Source organism: Cohnella soli, from assembly GCF_042655525.1.
GTDB classification, from domain to species: Bacteria; Bacillota; Bacilli; order Paenibacillales; family Paenibacillaceae; genus Cohnella; species Cohnella soli.
This window is the reverse complement of record NZ_JBHSMI010000023.1, coordinates 99,874-121,831: the sequence shown is the minus strand read 5'-3', so window position 1 is coordinate 121,831 and position 21,958 is coordinate 99,874. Positions and strand designations below refer to the sequence as shown.

The window sequence follows — 21,958 nt, the reverse complement described above, 5'->3', positions numbered from 1 at the left end:
GCGCTGCTTGTCTGCCGAACGTAAAGGTTTGAACGGCGCCGCCCGGATTGGCGTAACCGGTGCGCGTAACGACAGGCGTCCAGTTCGTATTGTCGGAGGAAACTTGTACTTGGAAGTCGACGGGGAAGCCGTAACCCGCATTGACGCCGTCATTACGCGGGAACATCCGAATTTCGTTGACAACGTTAAGAGCGCCCAAGTCGATTGTGACCCATTCCGTGTGATTCGTCGTCAGGTTGTTGTTGCTTGACCAGCCAGCGGAGCCGGCAACCGTGCCGGTTTGTCCGTCGACAAGCTTTGTTTTGAACCAATCCCACGCCTCAGCCGAACTGGAGGCAGACACGCTGCGGTTCAACGCCAGACTGTACTCGGGGCTGTAACCGTCCGGTAACGCATACAGTCTGCCTTCTCCCGGAGCGAAGCTCGAGGAGATCACACCTGTCGCAGCGTTGTAATTGGTAGCCATTTCCTGCCCCGTCGTTTTGGACACTTCGGTTACGGAAGACGGCTTCGGATTCACGTTAAAAGACAGCGTAAGCGTATCCGTCAACGTTCTGTTGACGACCATCACGTAGTGTCTGCCGTTCGAATGTTTGAAATGCGAGATCATGACATTGGCGCTCGCGTCCGCCGGCTTCCAGAAGAAATTGTTCGGAATCGGCACAGTACCGCTCGCCATAACGCCGTTGTGGTAGACGCTTTGGGAGGTCAGCTTGACGAGCGTCGGCCCGAGCTTCTCGATTTCTCCGTTGATCGCTTGAACCGGCGCGTACAGGTCCGTCTTGTTTCCGCTTGCGTCGATAATGGCGTCGGTGAACGATTCGGGTTGTCCCGTCGGCGTCCACCAGGTGAACCAGTACAATGCTTTAATCCCATAAGCGACATTCGTATATGCGTTGTATCTCAGCTCGTTGGCGTTCGGCCGCCGATATACGCCCGGGATGCCTATCGATTGCAGGTAGGAACCGGTGCGCACGTTATATTTTAAGCCGGCTTGCCGAATGTACTCCAGGTTTTGAAAGTAATCCGACCGAATCGACAGAGCTGTTGATAGCCAAGGATAGTGATCGTACGAAAGCGTCTTCAGATTGGAGGCGCCAACCGTTTCAATCCACTGGTTCAAGTAACCCGGATAATCCGCGAAGCCGTAATAGGTCGGCAGCATGTTTACGTAAGGCTCCGAACTGGGATGGTTATACAAGAAGCGGTTATAGGCCCTGGCGAATCCGGCGAGTTGGGCCGGCACAGGCTCGTCCTTGACGTAGTAACCGAATGTGGCCGCGTTGTTCTTGTAATCGCTGGCAATGGCGTCGATCTGCGCGTTCGTTGCGCTGTCGAGCGTCTTGCTTCGGGAATCCGCCACGGAAACCGCGATGCCTCTCGAACTGGCAAGGCTCAGCATATTATTGTTCTCGGCGACCGTATCCAAGTCCGTGCTATCCACGTTGTGGATGAGATTGATGTGCGCGTCACGGATATAGTCAAACTGGGTCGCGTTGGAATAAGCGCTGACCGGCGGCCAGAAAATACCGATTTGAAAGTCCGCGGCAGCAGCGCTTGCATTGGACGGTTTTACGAACACGAACGCCGACGCCAATAGACTCAGAGATAATAATGAGCTAATTTGTTTTTTCATCACGGAACTCTCCCTTATTGAAATTGGAAATGCTCCTTGCAGATTTACCCTAGACTGCTATTCGTTTTTCGAGAAATGGCAGCACCTCCGTTTAACGAATAAAATCGAGCAATAACCGAAAGCGCTTTACATTTTTAATATGAGAGTTTAGCGCGCAAATGAATAGGCTACAAAGTTCAGAAATACACCGATTTATTCGGCATTGTTGCTCACAATAGGAAAAACGGGGACGCGATTCGCCGCGCCCCCGTTTTTTTATCAGAACGAATACTCCCGCTCAACTTTGCAAATTCGGACCTTATAGTTCTCGTACCACGTCTGCTTGCCTTTTTCCTGAGCAACTTGATGAGCCTCGTGCTTCTTCCAGTTCGCAATCGCCTCCAAGCTGCTCCAGTAGGAAACGGTAATCCCAGCCCCCGAAGCATCTCTGGCGCTCTCGACGCCCAGGAATCCCGGTTGCTCGCGAGCTAGCTCTTCCATCCGGTCAGCCATATTGCCGTATCCGTTATCCCCGTCCGAACGTTGACTCGTAAAAACCACCGCGTAATATGGCTCGCTCATCTCTCTGCTCATGCCGACCTCACTCCTTCAGCCAATAGGCAATTCGTTAATCAGGTAGTGCTTATGAAAGGATAAAAGTAAGGACATTGTCTTCCACTTCTTTATAGAAGTCCGACTCGGGATCGATTTCACCAATGACAGCCGCATTGCACGCCGACAGGTCGACTGATTTCCCATGGAACGTAAGAGCGACACCAGAAAGCATATCCAGGTCATCTTGACCTGCCATTGCGCCAATAACCTCGATTCCTGGCGGAACGGGCACCTCGTATGCATACCCTTTAACTTCTGTCGTAATGGGAACAACAAAAGCAAGGGGAATGGTGGCGGAAATAATCCCGTTCGATAGTACGAGCGCAGGGCGCCAGAAGCCCTGTTCTTGCCCCGCATGAGGCTCGAAATGCATCCAGACGATACTCCCGCGTTTGACTTTCCCTTGAATCGCCATGATCTCATATTCCCTTCAGCCTATTCGCTCTCTTCGCCTTCCCAGAACCTTTCGGAACCTACCGAACCCATTCCCCAGACTTTCTCTTCGGAATGTGGTTTCACACCATCTGCAGCATGCATGTCCATCTGTTTACGCATTTCCGCCATTCGATTCGTATAGTAAGAACGCGGTTTACCCGCAATCATTTCCTCTTCTTCCGCTTTCTTCGGGCGAAGAACGATGTCGCCTTCCGTAGAGATGTAGAACAGAAAATCAGAGGTATCGGTGATATGGGCAAGCTTCATGACCTCCGACGGAATCCGAATCGCGCTACTATTTCCCCATCTTCCGAACTTTCCGACGCCAATCTCCTTGTCGAGTATCGTAAGGTTCTTCAGACCGCCGTCATCGACATGATTGAAGTCTGCCGTTTTTACCATCACCATTTTCTTCAACCCCTTACCCTTTTTATGAACCAAGTATACCATGCCCCTTTCCGATCGGATATACATTTGTTTATCCAATCTATGCAAACTCTAAACGAAAGAACCTTATAAATGTCCGTAAACACGAAAAAGACCATCTCACCGCGTTAGTGGGATGGTCTCTCGCTTTATTGTTACCTCAACGTCTTCAGAGCACCGCTCCAAGCAAGCACTTGGTCGAGCATGCCGTTCAAGTTCGTCAAGTGCAGTTCGGCCGGCTTAAACACCGAGCCGTTCTCGAAGTCGGTGAACAGCGACAGTGCAGGATGTATGCGGACATCGGCGACGGACAATTCGCCTAGAATGCCGCGCAGATGCTCGGCTGCCCGAGCGCCGCCGACGGAACCGTAGCTGACGATACCGGCCGCTTTGTTGTTCCACGCATCCCTCGCATAGTCGAGCGCATTCTTCAACGCGCCGGTGATGCTGTGGTTATATTCCTGTACGATAAAGACGAAACCGTCTAGACTCGCCAGCTTGACGTTCCACGCAGTCGCCTGCTCCGTCGCATCCGCTTCCCCAAGAAGCGGCAGCTTGTAATCGGCAATATCGACGATTTCGTAATTCGCATCGCCCCGCTTGTCGGCATTGCTTTTCACCCATTCTCCGACTTGGGGACTTACTCTCCCTTGTCGTGTGCTTCCCAGAATAATCCCGATATTTAACTTGGACATGAGAGTACCCCCCAATGATTCGTCGCTTTTGAACGATCGTCATTTAAAGTATACATTTTTCAAAAATTTATGTCCAACACCGGACACTGACTAGCCGGCCAACGCCCGCCCGCAATATTCGCATGTCCGGCGCTTGCCCGGATTCACCGTCGAAGTCGCTCCACAGCCGGAACAGACAACCGGAACAGGACCTTCCGGCTCTTCGTCGTACACTTCTTCGTCATATTCTTCATCGTACTCTTCCTCGTCGACATAATCCTCTTCGTCGGAGCATTCTTCCTCCGCCGAATAACCCTCTTCGAACAGGTCAGGGATTATTCCCGTAGCTATGAGGTACTCCAAGTCCTGCATTGTTTCTTTCCTGCTCAATCTCATGACAACGGCGATCTGATCGACTTCCGACATTCCCTTATCGATCACCAATTGGTAATATGCCTTGTAACGATCCCGCATTTTTCGTTGTCTCGACTTGGCAAACACATAAAAGAAGACGGCAGGAAAACCGAACAAGATCACCAATCCACCAATATATCCAACATGATCCGATGAAGTCTTATACACCTCCGGATCCGTGCTGGCACCCACCGCGTACATGCAAGCCCCGATGAAGAGGAAGGCATGCCCGACGAACGCGTAATCGCTGGCTCGTTGGTGATTGGTTTTCCGATGCGCCAGAAAGCGGTAAATACTAATGAAAAAGAGGATAACGATCATCCAAGAAATGACGACCATAACGCCGATCAAGCTCCTTCGGTTCCGTATACGCCGGGCGATTGTGACATCGTTCGACTATTACATCATTCTACACCTTGGAATGATTTCCCTCCCGCGGAGATGAGTTTCAACAACGCCCCCATTCACACCCATGCATAAGGAGATAAGATCAGGTTGGATACTAACGTTAAACCCGCCAAAGAGGTGGTTTTCGTGGTTCTGGCCATTCCCGTATTCCTTGCCCTTATCTCGTCCGCTATCGCGGGCTCCAGCTTGTACTTTTACCGTTTGGCAATCGCCCGCTCGGACAAAAGCTTCCTCGGCGCCAGCCCCGATCTCGCAGCGAACGCAAGCGCGCGCGCGGACCGCGGTTCCGATCGGCATACCGATCTGCACGACAACGATTGGTGGGAAAACCAAACGATCGCGGACTGGCGTATCTCGTCCGACGATGGCTTGCAATTGAGTGCCTACTTCATTAAAGCGGCCGGCTTGCCTGGCAAAACGGCGATTCTTGCCCATGGCTACTCCGGGGATGCCAAACAGATGATCCAGCTGGCACAAATGTATATCGATGCGTTCGGCTATAACGTGCTGCTTCCCGACGCCAGAGGACACGGCAGAAGCGACGGAAGATATATCGGCTTCGGATGGCATGAGCGGCTCGACTACATCAAATGGATCGATCAAGTAATCGCCCACATCGGTCCGCATGCCCAAATCGTACTGCACGGCATCTCGATGGGAGGCGCGACTGTATTGATGGCGAGCGGGGAGGAACTGCCTGCGAACGTCAAAGCTATCGTGGCGGATTGCGGATACACATCGGTCAAAGACCAGCTTGCATACCAATTGAAGCGTCTGTACCGCATGCCGTCTTTTCCCATGATACCGTTTACAAGTCTAATGACCCGTATGAGAGCGGGATACTTCTTTGGAGAAGCATCCGCGCTCGCTCAAGTGCGGAAGTCCAGAACGCCGACGCTGTTCATCCACGGGGAAGCGGATACGTTCGTGCCGACCTGGATGGTTCGCGAGCTGTACGAGAACGGCCCGCCGGATAAAAGCCTGTATCTCGTCCCCAAAGCCGGACACGGCCTTGCGCAACATGTCGACCCTACGCGTTACGAGCAGGAAGTCGGCAAGTTTATTGGACAATATGTACACTGACCGGCAACGCATCATGACAAACTCTACATCGGATCGCTTCTGAACACTCTCTCGATTCTTTGATCCGGCACGAACCAGAGGACAGCGACCAACACATAGAAAAAGCAAGATACCCAAGCGTTCAAATACGCTGTCCCAATTGCCGCGACATATAAAACCGGAGAAACTTTGCCTTTCCAATCCGTCCCCATCGCTTGTGCGAACGGCGAATCCGGAGCATGTTGCTTGAGTATGGCTTGTTGAAGAAGCGTGTATGATATCGCTGCGCATAACAGTACTATGCCATACAACGCAGTCGGCGTAGCGGCGAATTCGCTTTCCCCCATCCACGCCGTGGAGAAAGGAACAAGCGACAGCCAGAACAACAGCAGCAAGTTCAGCCACATCAGCTTGCCGTGAAGCGTACGTACCGTATGAAGCAGATGATGATGGTTATTCCAGTAAATCCCTACGTACACGAAACTGACGGCGTAACTAAGAATCTTCGGTACAAGACCCGCCAGCGAATGCCAGTCGTGGCCTTCAGGCACTTTGAACTCGAGCACCATGATCGTAATAATAATGGCGAGTACGCCGTCGCTGAACGCTTCCATGCGATTGACTTTCATGAAGTCCGCTCCTTTACCGGTGAGAATGTCTCGATTACGGGCGTATCGCCTTCCAAACGATCGGCGCAACTTCAGTCGCCAGCAACTCAATGCCTTGGGCGACTTGGCGGAACGGAATGCCGCCGATGTCGATCTGGGCGATATACCGCCGATGCCCGAACGTCTCGTGCTGATGCAAAATTTTTTCCGCGATCTGCTGCGGGCTGCCGACGAACAACGCGGAATCCGGCCCCGTCATGCCTTCGAAGTCCGTCCTCGTCAAGCTGCGATTAATGCCTCTCTGCCGGTTCACGTAAGACCAATAATTCGCATAGTACGGATAAAATTCATCCAGCGCCTGCTGCGTCGTCTTGGCGAAATACCCGTGTCCGGTGATGCAGACTTTCAACTCTTCTCGCGAGTGCCCAGCCTCGGCGCCAGCCTTGTAATACAGGTCGACGAACGGCTTGAACCGCTTCGGATCGCCGCCCAGAATCGCGATCGCCATACCGATGCCCATCTCGCCAGCGCGAATCGCGCTTTCCGGTGAACCGCCGACGCCGAGCCACATCGGCAATCGCGCTTGGATCGGACGCGGCGAGATTTCGGCATCTGCCAAGGACGGGCGATGATTGCCTCGCCAAGTCACCGTATCCGCTTCGTCCAGCTTCAGGAACAGCTCCATATTTTCCGCGAACAACGCATCGTAATCACCCGGATCATAACCGAACAATGGGAAAGACTCCAGAAACGCACCCCTTCCGGCAATAATTTCAGCGCGTCCGTCCGAGAGAAGATCGAGCGTCGCGAAGTCTTCGAACAGTCGAACCGGATCGACGGTGCTCAGAACGGTTGTCGCGCTTGTTAACCGGATTCGTTTCGTTGCCTGCGCGATAGCAGCCAATACGACCGGCGGCGCGGACACGGCGTAGTCGAGGCGATGATGCTCGCCGACACCGAACAGATCCAGACCGGCTTCGTCTGCCAGTACGGCCGCCTGCACGATATCCTTTAATCGCTGACGTGCGCTGACTGCTTGCCCGGACCGAGGATCGTTGCCGATATCTCCTAACGTATATAGTCCGATCTCGATTCCGGCATTGTCTTTTCCGATCATGCTGTCAGTCATTCGGGCATCCGCTTGCGGTAGCCAAGTGGCCGGATCGGTCGATCTTCGTCTGCAAATATTTCTCGTTATATTCGGAGACGCTGCCCCACAAAGGCACTCTGCCCGCCAAGTCCATCCCCGCGTTCTTCAAAGCGTCCAGCTTCTTCGGATTGTTCGTGATGAGCTTGACCGGCTTAGCGCGCAGCGACTTCAGCACTTCGATCGCGTCCGCGTAGTTGCGGGAATCATCGACGAAACCGAGGCCCAGATTCGCTTCAACCGTGTCGAAGCCGTTCTCTTGCAGCACATACGCCATCGCTTTGCTGAACAGCCCGATGCCTCTGCCTTCATGATTAGCCAAGTAGAAGAGAGCGCCCGCCCCATGCTCCACGATCATTTTGAGCGAGCGTTCCAGCTGATAGCCGCAATCGCAACGTTTGCTGCCGAAAATGTCCCCCGTATGGCAAATAGAATGCATCCGGATCAGCGCGTCTTCGTTGTCCGAGAAGTCCCCGTAAGCAAGAACGCTAGATTGCTGCATCTCAGCCAGATTGACGGACGACAACTTCTCGATGATCCGTTCGTAATTTTCCGTCACTTCGTTGCAACGTAACCAACAATACCACTGAAATTGGACGGTTTCCCCATCCAGGTTCACGGGCAACTGGATAGGGCCAACAATATAGAGAGCATCTGCACCGCTTCTGACCAGTTTGATTTTTTTCTCCAGTATGGCAACGACTTTCTCTTGAAGTTCTGGCATAAGGTGACTCCTTCATGTTCGTAATGAGTTTATGTTCCGCAGAAAGTGCGGTAAGGACGCGAAGAGCTTCCCGGTGGCGCGGCGTATTCCAGTCTCTCCGGCGTAAGCTCGTAAGGATTGGCGAGGATGTCCAACAAACTCTCCATCACCCCGAGATCTCCATGCACGGCAGCTTCGAGCGAGGCTTCCACCCGGTGATTCCGTGGAATGACAACGGGATTGCTGCTACGCATCAAACGTTCCGACTCGGCCTTGGATTGCGGTTGCTTGCTTTGTCTCGTTTGCCACAGTTGCCGCCAATCGGCAAATGTCGGCGTAGAGAACAGCGAAGCTTCCTGACCGATCGGCGTGTCGTAGGTCAAGGCTAGGAACGTATTCGTATAGTCCGCCCCATGTTGCTTCATCAGGTCGAGTAGCGTATCGACAAGCGCCGCATCCTCCGGCTCCTCTCCGAACAGCCCGAGCTTCGCTCTCATCCCGTTCAGCCAGTGACGATTAAACAACCGGGCGAATTCGGCAAGCTCTTCTTGCGCAAGCTCGATCGCCCGCGCCTCGTCTTCGTGAAGCAGCGGCAGCAACGCCTCGGCGAACCGGGCGAGATCCCATGCCCCGATGTTCGGCTGGTTGCCGAACGCATAGCGGCCGTTCGTGTCGATGGAGCTGAACACCGTCGCCGGATCGTAGACATCCATGAAAGCACACGGCCCGTAGTCGATCGTCTCGCCGCTTATGGCGATATTGTCGGTATTCATGACGCCGTGGATGAAACCGACGAGCTGCCACTGTGCGATAAGCGCCGCCTGGCGGGCGATGACTTCGCGAAGCAGAACGAGATAGCGGTTGTTGTTGTCCGCTTCCGCCAGCGCCGAAGCTTCCGGATAATGTCGCTCAAGCGTGTAGTCGGCAAGGGTCCGAAGCTCATCTTCCGTCCCCCATTGTGCCGCAAATTGGAACGTGCCGACGCGAATGTGACTGGCTGCGACGCGTGTCAGCACCGCGCCGGGCAGCTCAGTCTCGCGGTAGATCGTTTCGCCCGTGCTCGCTACCGCCAAGCTGCGGGTCGTCGGAATGCCGAGCCCGTGCATCGCTTCGCTGATGATATATTCGCGCAGCATCGGCCCGAGCGCCGCCCGCCCGTCTCCCCGGCGGGAGTATGGCGTCGCCCCCGAGCCTTTTAACTGAATGTCGAACCGTTCGCCGGAAGGCGTTAACTGTTCCCCGAGCAAGAGCGCTCTTCCGTCGCCCAGTCGGTTAAAGTGGCCGAATTGATGTCCGGCATAAGCTTGAGCGAGAGGCTCTGCCCCTTCCGGTATTCGGTTGCCTACGAAGATCTCGGAGCCTTCCTCTCCGCGTAGCAACTCGGCGTTTAAGCCTAGTGAGGCCGCTAGCGGCTCGTTCAGAACGACTAGCTTCGGTGCGGATACCGGTGTCGGGCCTTGTTTCGTATACAAAAACGCCGGAAGCCGGGCATAACTATTGTCGAAGCGCCAGCCTGTCAACGGTCTTTCATCATTGCCGCTCATCAGATCCCCTTCTTCCTAGCGTGTGACATTTTTATATTATACCGCTGTTTCATCTATTCCACGACATGATCGTACCGACCCAGTTCACCCATCCGCTCACTCATATCGGGCGAGCATTTCCGTCAGTTTCCTCCGAATCGCTTCCTTCAATTCCGCCGGCCCCTCCAGCGATGCCTCCGCCCCTAGACCGATAAAGAAATCCGCGTAGAACAGAATATCCCCGCGGGAAACGTCCCGATCGATCGCGCCGCTGCCGTCTTCGCGCACTTCCATCATTGGCGCCAGCCACAGCTCGGATTCGCAGCGCTGAACGCCTGCCCGGGTCAACTCGGCACGGAGGCGTATCGGTTCTCTTGGCTCCGCCGCCTCCCTCCGGCTAAGACGGACGTCGCCAAGATCGTGCGGCTCCGTGCCGGACTCATCTGCCTTCGCTTCCCGAATCCTGTCGCAGCGAAACACCCGAAAGCCTTCCCGCAAAAAACAATACGCCGTGCAATACCAGAAGCCGTTATTCGCGTAGATGCACACCGGCTGAATAAGCCGACTGTCCGCCCAGTCTTCCTTCGACTCATAGTCGATGACGACGAGTTTCCGGTGTACGGCCGCATCAAGAAGCAGCGCCAGACTCGGCGCTTCCCCTCGTCTCGTCGGCGTCACGAAATCGACCCTGTCCTTCATCCGGTCGATCCGATCCCGAACGTCCCCGGGCATATGAAGGTAAAACTTGCGCAGCGCCGATGCCGATTCCGCCTCGAACGGCAGCGAAGAGTAATGGCGCAGCGCATGTACGGCGAAGAACATGGCCACCGCCTCTTCCTCCGTGAACGCGATGGGGGGAAGCACCCTTTCCCTGACGACCTGATACCCTCCGCTCGGCCCGACTTCCGAATACAGCGGCACGCCGAGCTCGCTCAGTTCTTGCAAATCCCGGAGAATCGTCCGCGAGGAGACGCCGAATTCGTCCGCAAGCTCCTTCACCTTAAACCGACGCTTACGGTTGACGGTCATCATCAGTTCCATCAGCCTTTTGGACTTCGGCATCCTCGAAATCATCCTCTCCAAACTATTTTCAAGTTCATGACAAATCGTGTCACTATTATAGCTTACGCTAGAAAACGCAAGCAACGCTAACCCTTAGGAGTGATCCACCGTGCGCAAATACACTGTGCTTTTTTTCCTCGTTATGTTCATGATCGGAACCGATACTTTCCTGATTTCACCGCTCCTCCCGACCCTGCAAGCGCAATTCGACGTATCGACATCGATCGCCGGATGGATGCTCGGAGCTTACACGCTCGGCTCCGCCGTCTTCGCCTTGATCGCCGGACCGCTGTCCGACGGCTGGAATCGCCGAACAGTGCTGCTCTGCGGATTGCTTGGCTTCTCCGTCTCGACGATGCTATGCGGCTTCGCGGTCGACTTCTGGACGATGTGTCTGTTCCGTTTCCTGGCCGGTGTCAGCGCTGCGTTCACAGCCCCGCAAATATGGGCTTCCATCCCCGTCGTCATGCCGGCACCGCGAATCGCGAAGACGATGGGCATCGCCTTCGCCGGACTTGCCGCGTCCCAAGCGTTCGGCGTGCCTCTCGGAAGCTGGCTAGCAAGCTCGCATTGGTCTGTGCCGTTCTGGACGATCGGCACCGCGTCACTGCTGCTCGGCATCATCGCCCACCGCTTGTTGCCCGATATCCGGCCAACCGCAGCTAAGGAACGCGGGGTATCGATTCTGAGCCGTTACGTCCCCTTGGTCGCAAGCGCCAAAGCTAGGGGAGGTTTCTTCGGTTACTTGCTCCTCCATCTGGGATGCGGCACATCGTTCGCGTTTGTCGGGAAGTGGATGTCCGACCGTTTCGAGCTTCCGATCGGACAGCTCGGAACCGTCATGATTTTTCTCGGACTCGGTAATCTGCTTGGCAGCACTGTCAGTGCGTATGCAGCCAAGAAGCTCGGAACCGCCAACGCGATCGCGGTGGGAATGGTCGCTCCGATGGTATTGTATGTAGTCATGTCTCGGTTAGCGAGCCTGCCCGCGGCAACAATCGTTTACTTTGTCATTTGCACGTTTCTCGGGAGCATTTTTCCGCTTATCATGGGGGCGCTCACTTCGCTGAACGCTTCAATCCGGGGCACGATTTCCAGCTTGGCCAACGCGACAATGAACGGCGCGAACACGCTAGGGGCGTGGGCTGCCGGCGTGCTATACGTTCAGTTCGGAGGGTATGCCTCGATCGGGGTCTTCTCGGGGATTTGCCTCGCGCTCTCGCTTGCGACATTTCTGGCCAGCGGCGTTTTCGGAAGCCGGGCAAATAAAAACGCACCCTTGCCCTCTTAGGCAGCGATGCGTTTCCTCGGGATACGGTTTGTGTTTGAATCCATGGCCAAGCTCTGGCGAAGTTCTTGCAACAACAGGTCAAGCTCGGAACGAAGCGTATGAAGCTCATTCGTACATTGAGACTGCAGATGATCCAACTCGGCCTCGTTCATACTCCCGGTGCGAATTCGATATTGCAGCTTGTTCTGCATCGATTCGCTGTTGGAGATGCGGAATTCGGGCCATTTTACAGGTTCGTGTCTAGGTATCGTTAACATCGTTGCTCTCCTCTCCCTCTCACTGTTATCAGCATAGCCGACTCCCATTATCGCGATGTCTATTTTGTGTAAAAAATAGGTAAAAAACAGCTTAAAACATCGCTCGGGCGTGGATCTATGATAATATACTTGTAAAAATATAGGAGAGAGAGGTTGAAGTTGATGCGCTTTACGATTCGCAAATTGCGCCATCCCGATGATTTCGCCGCTGTCGCGTCGCTCGTCAACCTCATCTGGGCTGAACCGACAACGGCCGAGCGACTGCAGCGCGACGAAGAGAACATCCCTCCGGGCCAGCTCCATTATAACGATGAAGGTTTGCTGATGGGGTGGGATCGCCCCAAATGGGTCGCGGAAGACGAAAGCGGCCAGGTGATCGCTTATGCGATCGCCTGGCGGGCGCCATGGACGGAAGCCGGGACGCTCATCCATACGCTCGTCGTCCGGCCGGACGTTCGCGGGAATGGCGTAGGTACGGCTCTTTATGCGACTGTCCTGAACTGGGCGCGGGAAGTCAAAGCCTCGCGTCTTATCGAATATTTGTGGGAAACGGACGAACGATCGCTGGCTTTCGCGGGACGTCACGGCTACGTCAAGGAGCGTCATGCTTTCGAATCTGTACTGAACCTGGATGCCTTCGTGCCCGATGATAAGCTGAATTCGTCCGTCGAGAAAGCAGAGCAATCCGGCATCCGATTCGTCACGTTAGCCGAGGAGCCAGGGGAAGAGAACGAGCGGAAACTGCACGAACTCTACCGGGTGACGCATCCCGATATTCCGGGTTATTCCGGCGACTTCCCCTGGTTCGAAGAGTGGAAGAAATGGAATCTCGATCCCCCGGGCATACGCCCCGAATGGATTCATATTGCCAAAGACGAAGATCGCTACGTCGGAGTTGTCACATTGCAGCACAATGAGCAGACGCAAGCGATGTATCACGAGTACACCGCTGTGCTTCCGGAATACCGTGGGCGCCGGATAGCGCTCGCCTTGAAGATGCTCGGCATACGGTCCGCGATTGCGAACAAAGCTCCGTACTTGAAAACGCACAACGACTCCATGAACGTCCCGATGTTGCGTATTAACCGCGATTTGATCGGTTTCCGCGCGGAGCCGGGCAGTTATAAAATGGTACGGGAGCTTTAGGTAATTGAGGTTTGAGTGAAGGAGAAGAAGATGTCGCTAAGAATCTTTAACGAGTCTAAGTCGGAGTATAGAGAGTACTTACGAAACAAAATGTTCGAGTTCAATTCGCTGCATTTTCCGGACAGTTTGAAGGGAAGATTCGCCGAGTTGAATTTATTCCTGCTCGATTCGGAGGATCAAATCCGCGGAGGAGTTATCGGGGAGTTCTGTTGGAACTGGCTGGAGATCCATTACGTATTCGTGGACCAGCTCTTTCGTCATTCGGGATACGGCCGAAATCTATTGAAGGAAGCCGAACGCATCTCCAGGCTGAAGCAATGCGACTTCATCAAGCTGGATACATTAAGCTTTCAAGCGCTGGAATTCTACCAGAAAGAAGGATACGAGATTTTCGGAACCCTCGAGAATGCCGGCGGGTATACTCATTACTATTTGAAAAAGAATCTCTAAAATGAAGACAACCGTTATACGTTCGTCCGAGGCCCCGTCTTTTGGTATCAGTCGGGACTGTCCCATATGGGGCAGTCCCGTTTTCGCCGAACTAATGTTAATTGCTCACGTTTCTAAACCCGCTTGAATTCGATCCAATCGATCTGCAATCCCGGCTTTACGAATTCCAATTCCAATTCGTAAAGCCCCTCTTCCAATTCGACTTTCGAGAGCTTCATCATCATCCATTTGCCGTCTGTGCCGTTCGTCTGAACAGTCGTCATCAGTTGCCCGTTCAGCGACACGTTACAGGCGCTTTGCGCCAATTCGGATTCCGGTGACATGATGTACACGATAATCCGGTATTGCCCGGATTGATCGACCTTCATGAAAGTCGATCCGGCGGCGGCAGGCTTCACCTGAGCGTTGTCGGACAACGATTGGACTTGCAACTGCTCTGCAGAAGCAGAAAGCGCCCCGTTCGCCTTAAACGATTCGACAGACTCTACAATCGCCTGATCTCTCGAGAAAACCGGCGCACGCATCAAGAACGAGCAGATGTTCATAGCGGAGCGTTGCAGTTCGCCTCTCGTCAACGTCCCGTTCGCCAGCGATTTCAGCGTGTTGTCGTCGTAAGCGTTAATCTCCGCGCCGTAGTTGCTGACGACCATGTACAAGTCGTTCTGCGCGCGGACCATCCAATTAGTATACTTCCGATCCGGGGCGCCTCCTTGGACGACGTCGTTCATCACCGCCCACCAGTCTGTCATAACGATGCCTTGGAAACCCCATTCTCCGCGAAGAATCGTCGTATTCAGATCGTAATTCGAAGCCGCCCAATGTCCGTTGATCGGATTATAGGAGGTCATGATCGAATTCGCGCCGCCTTGCTTCACCGCAATCTCGAAACCCTTCAAATATATTTCGCGAAGCGCGCGTTCGGAGACGACCGCGTCCACTTTGCTGCGGTGCTTCTCCTGATTGTTGCAGGCAAAATGCTTCAGCGTGGCGTTAGAGCCGCCTTTCATGATGCCTCGCGTACACGCCGCGGCGAACGCCCCGGAAATAAGCGGGTCTTCCGAGAAATATTCGAAGTTGCGCCCGTTCAGCGGGCTGCGCCGAATATTCAAGCCGGGTCCGAGCAACGTATCCACGTTGTTGCGGACAAGCTCCTGACCTTCCATGACGTACAACTGTTCCACCAGTTCCGTATCCCACGTCGCTGCGAGCAACGTGCCGATGGACACTTGGGTTGCCTTCTGCCCGCTGTCCATCCGGATGCCTGACGGTCCGTCCGCCGTGCAGCCGACCGGGATGCCGAAGCCAAGCAAGCTGTCGCTGACGCCGCCGAAAGCCGAAGCCGTTCCCGGCGTCACAAGCGGGCTGCTCATGCCTTCGCCTCTGACGATCGCGGCCAGATCTTGGTCGCTTAGCTGCGCGACGAAAGTTTCCAAGCCGATCTTGCCGTCATGGACGTCTCTCAGCTTGTAGCCTTGATTGCCCGTCTGCTGAAGTGTGGCCGGCAGACGGCTCTCGATCCGCTCCGCCATCGAAATCGTGCGCTGCGGCGCTTCTTCGAAGACGAGCTCATACGAACCGTCATCGCGACGTGCACCAGGCTTCATCCTCGCGAAAGCCGTCGTCGGCGCCATCGCTTCTTCAAGCTGTTCGACGATCCGCAACTCTTCGACGACATAACCCATTTGATCTTGCAAGCCGACCGCCGCCGCGTTCCTCACGCTCGTTCCGACATTGAGCAGATATGTTCCGGCTTCCAACACATAAGCGGAGCGATGTCCCGTCGCGCCGGCATCATCGTACGAAGCCATGGAACGGACAGGAAAACTGATGGTCAGACGCTGCGATTCGCTGGGTTTAAGCAGCTTTGTTTTGCCGAAGGCCGCCAACACTTTTGCCGGTTGTCCCAGCATGCCTTGCGGCGCTTCGTAGTACACTTGCACGACTTCTTTGCCCGAATAGACAGCGCCGCTATTGGTGACGACGACGTCGACGGAGATGACTTGTTCGCCTTTCACTTCGGTCAATTGAGCCGCCTCAGGCTCGAGACGGAACGATGTATAAGAGAGACCGGAGCCAAACTCGAACTGCACGCGGTCCGGGCGGAACGTCTCGAAATAGCGATAGCCGACAAAGATATCTTCCTGGTACAAGTTCGCCAGCTCGTTGCCATAATTGCGCGTTGACGGGTAGTCCTCGATGGAACGGGCGATCGTATCGGTGAGTTTCCCGCTCGGCGTCACGTCCCCGACCAACACGTCCGCGATCGCATTCCCGCCTTCCATGCCGCCATGCCAAGCGTAAATAACGGATGAAATCGGATGAATGTATGTCTCGGATTCCAGCCAGCTCATATCGATAATGTTGGATACGTTCAGTACAACGACGGTCTGTTCGAAAAAGGCCGTCACTTGCTTCAGCATCGTTTGCTCGTCCTCTGTCAACCGATAGCTGCCGGGTTTGTCCGCGTTGTCCTGGTCTTCCCCCGCCGTGCGGCCGATAACGACGATCGCCTTGTTGGACCGTTTTCTGACGCGAGCCACGAGCTCATCCGATAGAGGCATCTCCTGCTGATGCCACGGTTCCGCCGCCCAGCCTCCGCCTCCGTTATCGAACGGATGGCTCTCGATCCATTTCTCGTATACGGCAGCCAACTCGTCATTGACGGTTATATTTATCTTGCCGCGCAAGCCGTCAAGCAAGTTCGTCGTATACGCAACGTGGACGCTTCCGCCCGAACCCGTGCCGCTGCGGTAGTAATTGACTTGCGTTCTGCCGAAAATCGCAACGTTGTCTCCGCCGAGAAGCGGAAGCGCCTGCCCTTCGTTCCGGAGCAACACCGCGCCTTCCGCCGCTACCGTACGACTAAACGCTGCGAAACCTTCCAAAGGGACGCCGATCTGTTGTGTCTGAGTGTTCATGCCGTTTCTCCTCTCTATTCTAACCCTCGTTTGATATGCCCTTCACAGAATCCCCTTCGATCAGCTTCACGTATATTCGCTCGGCTTCGACCGGTTCACCGCCAATCATCTTCAGCAGCTGCTCGGCCGCGAGCGCCCCCCATTTCCGCATGGAGTAATCGATCGTCGCCAATCTCGGACGCATATACTGCGCCAGCTCGATGTTGTCGTAGCCGATCAGGTGAATGTGCTCTCCGACGGTGAGCGAAGTATGGCTCTGAATATAATCGAACAAACCTACCGCCATCTCGTCATTCAGGCAAAATACCCCGACGGGCCGATCGTACTCCGCCGCGATTAATGCTCCCGCCTCATAGCCCGAGGTTTTGTCGAAGGCACCCGGAATTTCCGAGAAGCTCACGTGCGGCGCCCGTTCGATCGCTTGCCTGACCGCCCGCATGCGTTGCCGGGCGTCGTAAGAATTTTCCGGCCCGCTCACGACGTAAATATGGTCATAACCTTGGCTCAGCAAATACTCCATCGCCAGCGACGCGCCCGCCTTGTTGTCGAGCAGCACCTGGTTCACGTTGACGTGCGCCAGCTCCCGGTCCAGCACGACCAGCTTATGCCCGCGGTCTGCGTAATCAATCAGTTCTTCATCGGAAAACGCGGCATCGAGAATAATGGCTCCGTCGAAAGTCCGCTCCGGAATGAGCCGGTGCGACTGACGTCCGCTGCAGACGATCAGATCGTAACCTTTGCGGTTCAGTTCCTCTTTGACCCCTTGAAGCAGATCCCCGTAGAAATGGCCGCCATAGCCGGTCAAGTACATGCCGATCAGCATGGACTCCCGCTTCTTCAGCATTCGGGCCGCCCCGTTTGGAACGTACCCCATCTCCGCCGCGATCGCCGTGATTCGCTCGGTTGTTTCTTTCGTGATCCGATCGCTGCCGTTCAGCGCATAGGATACGGTCGATATGGAGACGCCTGCCTTCTTGGCGATGTCTTTAATGCTGACCACGGCTTGCCCCTCCCTTTTGATTTGTAGAAACGTTTCAATTCGAAGCTATATATTGTAAAAAAGGCCGTAAAAATTCAACTTACCAGTCGATTACGTCCCATTCTATCGGATAATCGCACTGTTTTCAACTGGAAAAGAGCATTTGACGCACGCGATAGCCGGAATTATAATCGTCGTAGAAACGTTTCGACAACATCCGATCGACAACTCGATAGAAAGAAGGTACACCACGATGTCCGATTCTACTTCGCACCCATCCGCTTCTTCGCATGAGAAGCTGTCTTTACACGAATATCTGGAACGAATGACGTTGGACGAGAAAATCGCCCAATTGATCCAGCTCGCTGTCCCCTTCTTCGAAGGCGCTTCGGATGCAGGGCAAATTACCGGCCCGATGGCCTCGCTCGGCATTACCGAGAGGACGGTCCATAACGCCGGATCTGTTCTAGGCATGGCGGGAGCGCAAGAGACGATCAATGTTCAACGCAAGCATCTGGAGCATAATCGGCTGGGCATTCCCCTGCTGATGATGGCGGATATCGTCCACGGCTTCAAGACGATTTTCCCCGTTCCCCTTGCGATTGGATGCTCTTGGAATCCGGAGCTTGCCGAGCTCAGCGCGGAGATCGCCGCCAAGGAAGCGTCCGTCTCCGGCGTTCACGTCACCTATGCGCCGATGGTCGACCTCGTGCGCGACCCTCGCTGGGGCCGTGTGATGGAATCGACTGGCGAGGACCCTTACTTGAACTCACTATACGCACGGGCTTTCGTCCGCGGCTTCCAAGGAACCGACTTGACGGGAGACCTCGATCGCGTCGCCGCCTGCGTGAAACACTTCGCCGCCTACGGCGCTGCGGAAGCCGGCCGCGATTACAACACCGTGGACATGTCCGCCCGCCAGCTTCGGGAATTCTACTTGCCCGCCTACAAAGCTGCTCTCGACGAAGGCTGCGAGATGGTTATGACTTCCTTCAATACGGTCGACGGCATTCCAGCCACAGGCAACGCCCCGCTCATGCGCAAGCTGCTGCGGGAAGAATGGGGCTTCGACGGCATCCTGATCTCCGACTGGGGCGCGGTGAAGGAACTGATTGCGCACGGCATCGCCGCCGATGAATCGGAAGCGGCGCTGAAGGCGATGAAAGCCGGCGTCGACATCGAGATGATGACCGCGTGTTACGCGCATCATCTGTCCGAACTCATTAGCAGCGGCGAAGTGGACGAGGCGCTTATCGACGAGGCCGTGCTTCGCATTCTGCAGTTGAAGGATAAGCTAGGCTTGTTCGACAATCCTTATCGTGCCACAGATCCGGAGCGCGAGAAGGAAATCGTGTTCAGCGACGCCCATCGTGCCGCTGCGCTTGATCTGGCACACAAATCCTGCGTGCTGCTGAAGAACTATGGCGTCCTGCCGCTGAAGCCTTCCCAGCGGATCGCGGTTATCGGACCGTTCGCCCGCAGCGGCGATCTGCTCGGCCCTTGGTCGTGGACCGGCTCGCAGGATGCCGTCGTCCGTCTGTCCGAAGCGATCCGCGGCAAGCTTCTCGCCCCTGCCGACATGACCGTCGCCGACGGCTGCGGCATCGACGCCTTCGACGAGACGCTATGGCTCGAAGCGGCAACCGCCGCGCAAGCTGCCGACGTCATCGTCCTCGCGCTCGGCGAGCACTCCGACATGAGCGGCGAAGCCGGCTGCCGGGCGGACATTCGGCTCCCGCAAGCACAACTCGAACTCATCCGCCGCGTCCGTGCACTCGGCAAGCCGACTGTCTCCGTGCTGTTCAACGGGCGTCCGCTCGACCTGCACGGCATCTACGACGAGACGAACGCCGTGCTCGAAGCCTGGTTCCCAGGCTCTGAAGGCGGTCTGGCCGTCGCGGACCTGCTATTCGGCGACGTGAACCCGTCCGGTCGTCTGACGATGTCGTTCCCGTTCAGCGTCGGCCAAGTGCCGGTCTATTACAACGCCTTCAACACCGGACGCCCTCAAGGCGCACCGGATGCGCAAGTCCGCTACGTGTCGCAATATTTGGACATTCCGAACGAGCCGTTGCTGCCTTTCGGCTTCGGCCTCGGCTACTCGTCTTTTGAATATGCGGATGCATCGATTTCCGCCGACACGATGACGCCCGAGCAAACTCTCTCCGTCACCGTACGGGTGACAAATACGGGAGACGTCGCAGGCACAGAGACCGTTCAGCTCTACGTCAGGGACGTCTCCGGCGAAGTTGTACGTCCGGTGAAGGAGCTGAAAGATTTCCGTCAAGTGACGCTTCAGCCCGGCGAGTGCAGCGAGGTCGTCTTCAAGCTGACAGAGGAACAACTTCGTTACTATCATTCCGATCTGTCGCATAGCAGCGATGCGGGCTCGTTCGTCGCGTTCGTCGGCTCCAGCAGCCGGGATAACGCCGCTCTTCCGTTCCGACTGGTGAAATAAAACTGGCATCCATACACAAGAGGGGCGCCAACAGCCAATTGCCGGTACGACTTTGTATGAACTTCCACCCAAATTCGTCCGCCCAGTTGCCGATCCTCCGGATCTTGTAGTCGGCCGACTCGTTCGCGGCACAATTGCGTTTTTTTCGTCGATTGGCCTTCGTAGAGAAAGGACCTCAATCCCCACACGCTTTGCAGTGGGATTTGAGGTCCTTTCGAGTATGAAAGTCATGGGAAACTTTTTTTACGAAAATGTAAGTCCCTAAAAAGCGCAAAAAGACACTCCCCACTAAGAGCGCGTTAGTCATTTTTTATGAGGTTTCAACGGATTCTATCTTAACGGTAAAAGGCACTTTGTCCCTGAGCATACGGAATATCATTCTCAGGATGAGATGAGCTGTCGCTATGGTTGCCTTCCTCTGACAGGATTGGGAAATCCCCTTTTTTCGAAATTTGGCTCCGATACCGTCAATTTCGCTAAAAAGGGGATGTCCTCTTTGTTGTTCTGTTTACGCCAAAGGTTCTTACAATTCGTTTATTTGTCTTGTGATTTCAATATTTCAACAATGTTATTAATGTCTTCCTTAATCCTTTTGAGATCGCTATCTACTGATTTCTTAAATTCCGATTTATTAATTGCGCTACTCACAAAATAGTTCAAAAGTCTAACAAGAACAATAATAATAAGCAGAATGAGCACTATACCACTAAATCCCCATCCGTGCACCACCTAACCACACTCCTCTATAATCCATTAAATTAAAAACCAACCTAAACTTCCATTTTTTTGCGAATCTATGATAGTATCAAGAATCAACATAATTTTACCACATTTGGAGGGATTTTTAATGAAGTCTGTCAAGTTTTTGATGTCAATCGTACTATTTTTTGCATTTGCTATGGGAACTGTATCTGCAAAGCAGCAAGTTGAAGAAAAACAATTCGATGGTCTCAAAGTATTAAATGAAACTACTGAAGTTGAATACTTGGAAAATGGTATAAAAGTCACCACAATTAGAAAAGAGCTTGCAGGCGGAATTGAAGATTTGGAAAATCTTATCCGTATTGAGGAAGAAAAAAAGAAATCAGATGAAAAGTTATTTTCATATAGCAAGCTGGGCAATAATGTGGTGCCTATGAGCATACCTACAGCACAAGAAGCTCGGAGTTGGAATGATAACAACATCATGATGCAAATAGTAGGCCATAATGGGCAATCATTAACTATCCAAGATTTATCCTGGAAAGTATTGGCGGACGTCGTCACTTATCAAACGCCATTTTCCGGTAAAACGGCCACAAACCTGAAAACTAAATCTAGATTGCAGGTGAACATGTATGGAGTCGTCTTAGGAACTCAAGTTTTTATGGAACAGAAACTATATGAAGGTACAGAGGGCACTGACTCCTCTTCTGCTCATTTTAGTGCAAATGGAGGAGGCGCCTTTGTCTATGTGAGCGCATATATTGGCGGAGATTTCTCTTACAAATCGGGAACTACTCCATATAGTTCTACCCGCTGGTGGAACGATTCAGGTTACGTCTCTCTGTGATATGCTCCCCTTCGGTAGACAGGTGAAGATTGTAGAAGCCACTAGAAAGTCGTTTGAATGAAAAGGTACAGACTCTCATTATTTTGAGGGTCTGTACCTTTTTTCGGATATTAGAAAGTATAAAATTCAAGGGGTAAGGGCTACGTGTCTAATACTGTATTTTCTCCGAACACCTCGGTGTAAAAGAATTTTTATACACGTGCTCATTGCACAAT

At 54.0% G+C, this 21,958-nt stretch carries 20 protein-coding genes; 6 read left to right on the top strand and 14 right to left on the bottom strand.

Going from position 1 to position 21,958, the window contains the following annotated elements:
• From ACFPOF_RS11240 to ACFPOF_RS11215, 6 genes are all read right to left on the bottom strand, one after another.
• Positions 1 to 1,636: discoidin domain-containing protein (locus ACFPOF_RS11240; protein ID WP_378132535.1), on the bottom strand; the 1,636-nt coding region annotated here is incomplete at its 3' end.
• Between the two features lie 258 nt (positions 1,637 to 1,894).
• Positions 1,895 to 2,209, bottom strand: a complete 315-nt coding sequence (locus ACFPOF_RS11235; protein ID WP_378132533.1) for an antibiotic biosynthesis monooxygenase family protein — start codon at positions 2,207 to 2,209, stop codon at positions 1,895 to 1,897.
• Positions 2,210 to 2,258: 49 nt separating this feature from the next.
• Positions 2,259 to 2,645 carry a type II toxin-antitoxin system PemK/MazF family toxin gene (locus tag ACFPOF_RS11230; RefSeq protein ID WP_378132532.1) on the bottom strand — a complete coding sequence of 129 codons (387 nt, stop codon included), beginning with the start codon at positions 2,643 to 2,645 and terminating at the stop codon, positions 2,259 to 2,261.
• Positions 2,646 to 2,665: 20 nt separating this feature from the next.
• Positions 2,666 to 3,073: an AbrB/MazE/SpoVT family DNA-binding domain-containing protein gene (locus ACFPOF_RS11225; RefSeq protein WP_378132530.1), complete on the bottom strand. Its 408-nt coding sequence runs from the start codon at positions 3,071 to 3,073 to the stop codon at positions 2,666 to 2,668.
• Between the two features lie 173 nt (positions 3,074 to 3,246).
• Positions 3,247 to 3,786: an NADPH-dependent FMN reductase gene (locus tag ACFPOF_RS11220; RefSeq protein WP_378132528.1), complete on the bottom strand. Its 540-nt coding sequence runs from the start codon at positions 3,784 to 3,786 to the stop codon at positions 3,247 to 3,249.
• 90 nt (positions 3,787 to 3,876) lie between these two features.
• On the bottom strand, positions 3,877 to 4,518 hold the full coding sequence (locus ACFPOF_RS11215) for a hypothetical protein (protein ID WP_378132526.1): 642 nt from the start codon (positions 4,516 to 4,518) through the stop codon (positions 3,877 to 3,879).
• A gap of 156 nt (positions 4,519 to 4,674) precedes the next feature.
• On the opposite strand from ACFPOF_RS11215, the gene ACFPOF_RS11210 reads away from it, so the two are divergent.
• The gene (locus ACFPOF_RS11210) at positions 4,675 to 5,670 is read left to right on the top strand and encodes an alpha/beta hydrolase (protein WP_378132524.1); all 996 of its coding nucleotides are present in this window, start codon (positions 4,675 to 4,677) and stop codon (positions 5,668 to 5,670) included.
• A gap of 23 nt (positions 5,671 to 5,693) precedes the next feature.
• Here the strand turns inward: ACFPOF_RS11210 and ACFPOF_RS11205 are convergent, their stop codons facing one another.
• The 5 genes from ACFPOF_RS11205 to ACFPOF_RS11185 form a co-directional block, all read right to left on the bottom strand.
• Positions 5,694 to 6,278, bottom strand: a complete 585-nt coding sequence (locus tag ACFPOF_RS11205) for a TMEM175 family protein (RefSeq protein WP_378132522.1) — start codon at positions 6,276 to 6,278, stop codon at positions 5,694 to 5,696.
• A gap of 34 nt (positions 6,279 to 6,312) precedes the next feature.
• Positions 6,313 to 7,386 (bottom strand): LLM class flavin-dependent oxidoreductase, encoded by a 1,074-nt coding sequence (locus ACFPOF_RS11200; protein ID WP_378132520.1) that lies wholly within the window; start codon positions 7,384 to 7,386, stop codon positions 6,313 to 6,315.
• Positions 7,379 to 8,128: a GTP cyclohydrolase II gene (locus ACFPOF_RS11195; protein ID WP_378132519.1), complete on the bottom strand. Its 750-nt coding sequence runs from the start codon at positions 8,126 to 8,128 to the stop codon at positions 7,379 to 7,381. Before ACFPOF_RS11195 ends, ACFPOF_RS11200 begins: the two co-directional genes overlap by 8 nt.
• A 29-nt stretch (positions 8,129 to 8,157) precedes the next feature.
• On the bottom strand, positions 8,158 to 9,651 hold the full coding sequence (locus ACFPOF_RS11190; RefSeq protein WP_378132517.1) for a protein adenylyltransferase SelO: 1,494 nt from the start codon (positions 9,649 to 9,651) through the stop codon (positions 8,158 to 8,160).
• Between the two features lie 96 nt (positions 9,652 to 9,747).
• Positions 9,748 to 10,737 (bottom strand): helix-turn-helix transcriptional regulator, encoded by a 990-nt coding sequence (locus ACFPOF_RS11185; RefSeq protein ID WP_378133127.1) that lies wholly within the window; start codon positions 10,735 to 10,737, stop codon positions 9,748 to 9,750.
• Between the two features lie 64 nt (positions 10,738 to 10,801).
• On the opposite strand from ACFPOF_RS11185, the gene ACFPOF_RS11180 reads away from it, so the two are divergent.
• On the top strand, positions 10,802 to 11,983 hold the full coding sequence (locus ACFPOF_RS11180) for an MFS transporter (protein WP_378132515.1): 1,182 nt from the start codon (positions 10,802 to 10,804) through the stop codon (positions 11,981 to 11,983).
• On the opposite strand, the gene ACFPOF_RS11175 is transcribed toward ACFPOF_RS11180, so the two are convergent.
• A complete protein-coding gene (locus ACFPOF_RS11175; protein ID WP_378132513.1) occupies positions 11,980 to 12,240 on the bottom strand; it encodes a hypothetical protein in 261 nt (86 codons plus the stop codon). The genes ACFPOF_RS11180 and ACFPOF_RS11175 overlap by 4 nt on opposite strands.
• A 162-nt stretch (positions 12,241 to 12,402) precedes the next feature.
• On the opposite strand from ACFPOF_RS11175, the gene ACFPOF_RS11170 reads away from it, so the two are divergent.
• Both ACFPOF_RS11170 and ACFPOF_RS11165 read left to right on the top strand, forming a co-directional pair.
• On the top strand, positions 12,403 to 13,386 hold the full coding sequence (locus ACFPOF_RS11170; protein WP_378133125.1) for a GNAT family N-acetyltransferase: 984 nt from the start codon (positions 12,403 to 12,405) through the stop codon (positions 13,384 to 13,386).
• Between the two features lie 30 nt (positions 13,387 to 13,416).
• Complete coding sequence (locus tag ACFPOF_RS11165; protein WP_378132511.1) at positions 13,417 to 13,836, top strand: GNAT family N-acetyltransferase; 420 nt, start codon at positions 13,417 to 13,419, stop codon at positions 13,834 to 13,836.
• A gap of 113 nt (positions 13,837 to 13,949) precedes the next feature.
• Here the strand turns inward: ACFPOF_RS11165 and ACFPOF_RS11160 are convergent, their stop codons facing one another.
• Both ACFPOF_RS11160 and ACFPOF_RS11155 read right to left on the bottom strand, forming a co-directional pair.
• Positions 13,950 to 16,754: a glycoside hydrolase family 3 protein gene (locus ACFPOF_RS11160; RefSeq protein WP_378132510.1), complete on the bottom strand. Its 2,805-nt coding sequence runs from the start codon at positions 16,752 to 16,754 to the stop codon at positions 13,950 to 13,952.
• 19 nt (positions 16,755 to 16,773) lie between these two features.
• Positions 16,774 to 17,754: a LacI family DNA-binding transcriptional regulator gene (locus ACFPOF_RS11155; protein ID WP_378132508.1), complete on the bottom strand. Its 981-nt coding sequence runs from the start codon at positions 17,752 to 17,754 to the stop codon at positions 16,774 to 16,776.
• A gap of 232 nt (positions 17,755 to 17,986) precedes the next feature.
• Between ACFPOF_RS11155 and bglX the strand changes: the two genes are divergently transcribed.
• Positions 17,987 to 20,191, top strand: coding sequence for a beta-glucosidase BglX (gene bglX, locus ACFPOF_RS11150; RefSeq protein WP_378132506.1), 2,205 nt, complete (start codon positions 17,987 to 17,989; stop codon positions 20,189 to 20,191).
• Between the two features lie 847 nt (positions 20,192 to 21,038).
• The gene (locus ACFPOF_RS11145; RefSeq protein WP_378132504.1) at positions 21,039 to 21,743 is read left to right on the top strand and encodes a hypothetical protein; all 705 of its coding nucleotides are present in this window, start codon (positions 21,039 to 21,041) and stop codon (positions 21,741 to 21,743) included.
• The last annotated feature ends 215 nt before the right edge of the window (positions 21,744 to 21,958 follow it).

What these genes read in the sequence shown, in the direction of transcription:
- ACFPOF_RS11235 (WP_378132533.1), bottom strand. Translation starts at nt 2,209, where the DNA reads ATGAGCAGAGAGATGAGCGAGCCATATTACGCGGTGGTTTTTACGAGT.
- ACFPOF_RS11230 (WP_378132532.1), bottom strand. Translation starts at nt 2,645, where the DNA reads ATGGCGATTCAAGGGAAAGTCAAACGCGGGAGTATCGTCTGGATGCAT.
- ACFPOF_RS11225 (WP_378132530.1), bottom strand. Translation starts at nt 3,073, where the DNA reads ATGGTGATGGTAAAAACGGCAGACTTCAATCATGTCGATGACGGCGGT.
- ACFPOF_RS11220 (WP_378132528.1), bottom strand. Translation starts at nt 3,786, where the DNA reads ATGTCCAAGTTAAATATCGGGATTATTCTGGGAAGCACACGACAAGGG.
- ACFPOF_RS11215 (WP_378132526.1), bottom strand. Translation starts at nt 4,518, where the DNA reads ATGGTCGTCATTTCTTGGATGATCGTTATCCTCTTTTTCATTAGTATT.
- ACFPOF_RS11205 (WP_378132522.1), bottom strand. Translation starts at nt 6,278, where the DNA reads ATGAAAGTCAATCGCATGGAAGCGTTCAGCGACGGCGTACTCGCCATT.
- ACFPOF_RS11200 (WP_378132520.1), bottom strand. Translation starts at nt 7,386, where the DNA reads ATGACTGACAGCATGATCGGAAAAGACAATGCCGGAATCGAGATCGGA.
- ACFPOF_RS11195 (WP_378132519.1), bottom strand. Translation starts at nt 8,128, where the DNA reads ATGCCAGAACTTCAAGAGAAAGTCGTTGCCATACTGGAGAAAAAAATC.
- ACFPOF_RS11190 (WP_378132517.1), bottom strand. Translation starts at nt 9,651, where the DNA reads ATGAGCGGCAATGATGAAAGACCGTTGACAGGCTGGCGCTTCGACAAT.
- ACFPOF_RS11175 (WP_378132513.1), bottom strand. Translation starts at nt 12,240, where the DNA reads ATGTTAACGATACCTAGACACGAACCTGTAAAATGGCCCGAATTCCGC.
- ACFPOF_RS11170 (WP_378133125.1), top strand. Translation starts at nt 12,403, where the DNA reads ATGCGCTTTACGATTCGCAAATTGCGCCATCCCGATGATTTCGCCGCT.
- ACFPOF_RS11165 (WP_378132511.1), top strand. Translation starts at nt 13,417, where the DNA reads ATGTCGCTAAGAATCTTTAACGAGTCTAAGTCGGAGTATAGAGAGTAC.
- ACFPOF_RS11160 (WP_378132510.1), bottom strand. Translation starts at nt 16,754, where the DNA reads ATGAACACTCAGACACAACAGATCGGCGTCCCTTTGGAAGGTTTCGCA.
- bglX (WP_378132506.1), top strand. Translation starts at nt 17,987, where the DNA reads ATGTCCGATTCTACTTCGCACCCATCCGCTTCTTCGCATGAGAAGCTG.
- ACFPOF_RS11145 (WP_378132504.1), top strand. Translation starts at nt 21,039, where the DNA reads ATGAAGTCTGTCAAGTTTTTGATGTCAATCGTACTATTTTTTGCATTT.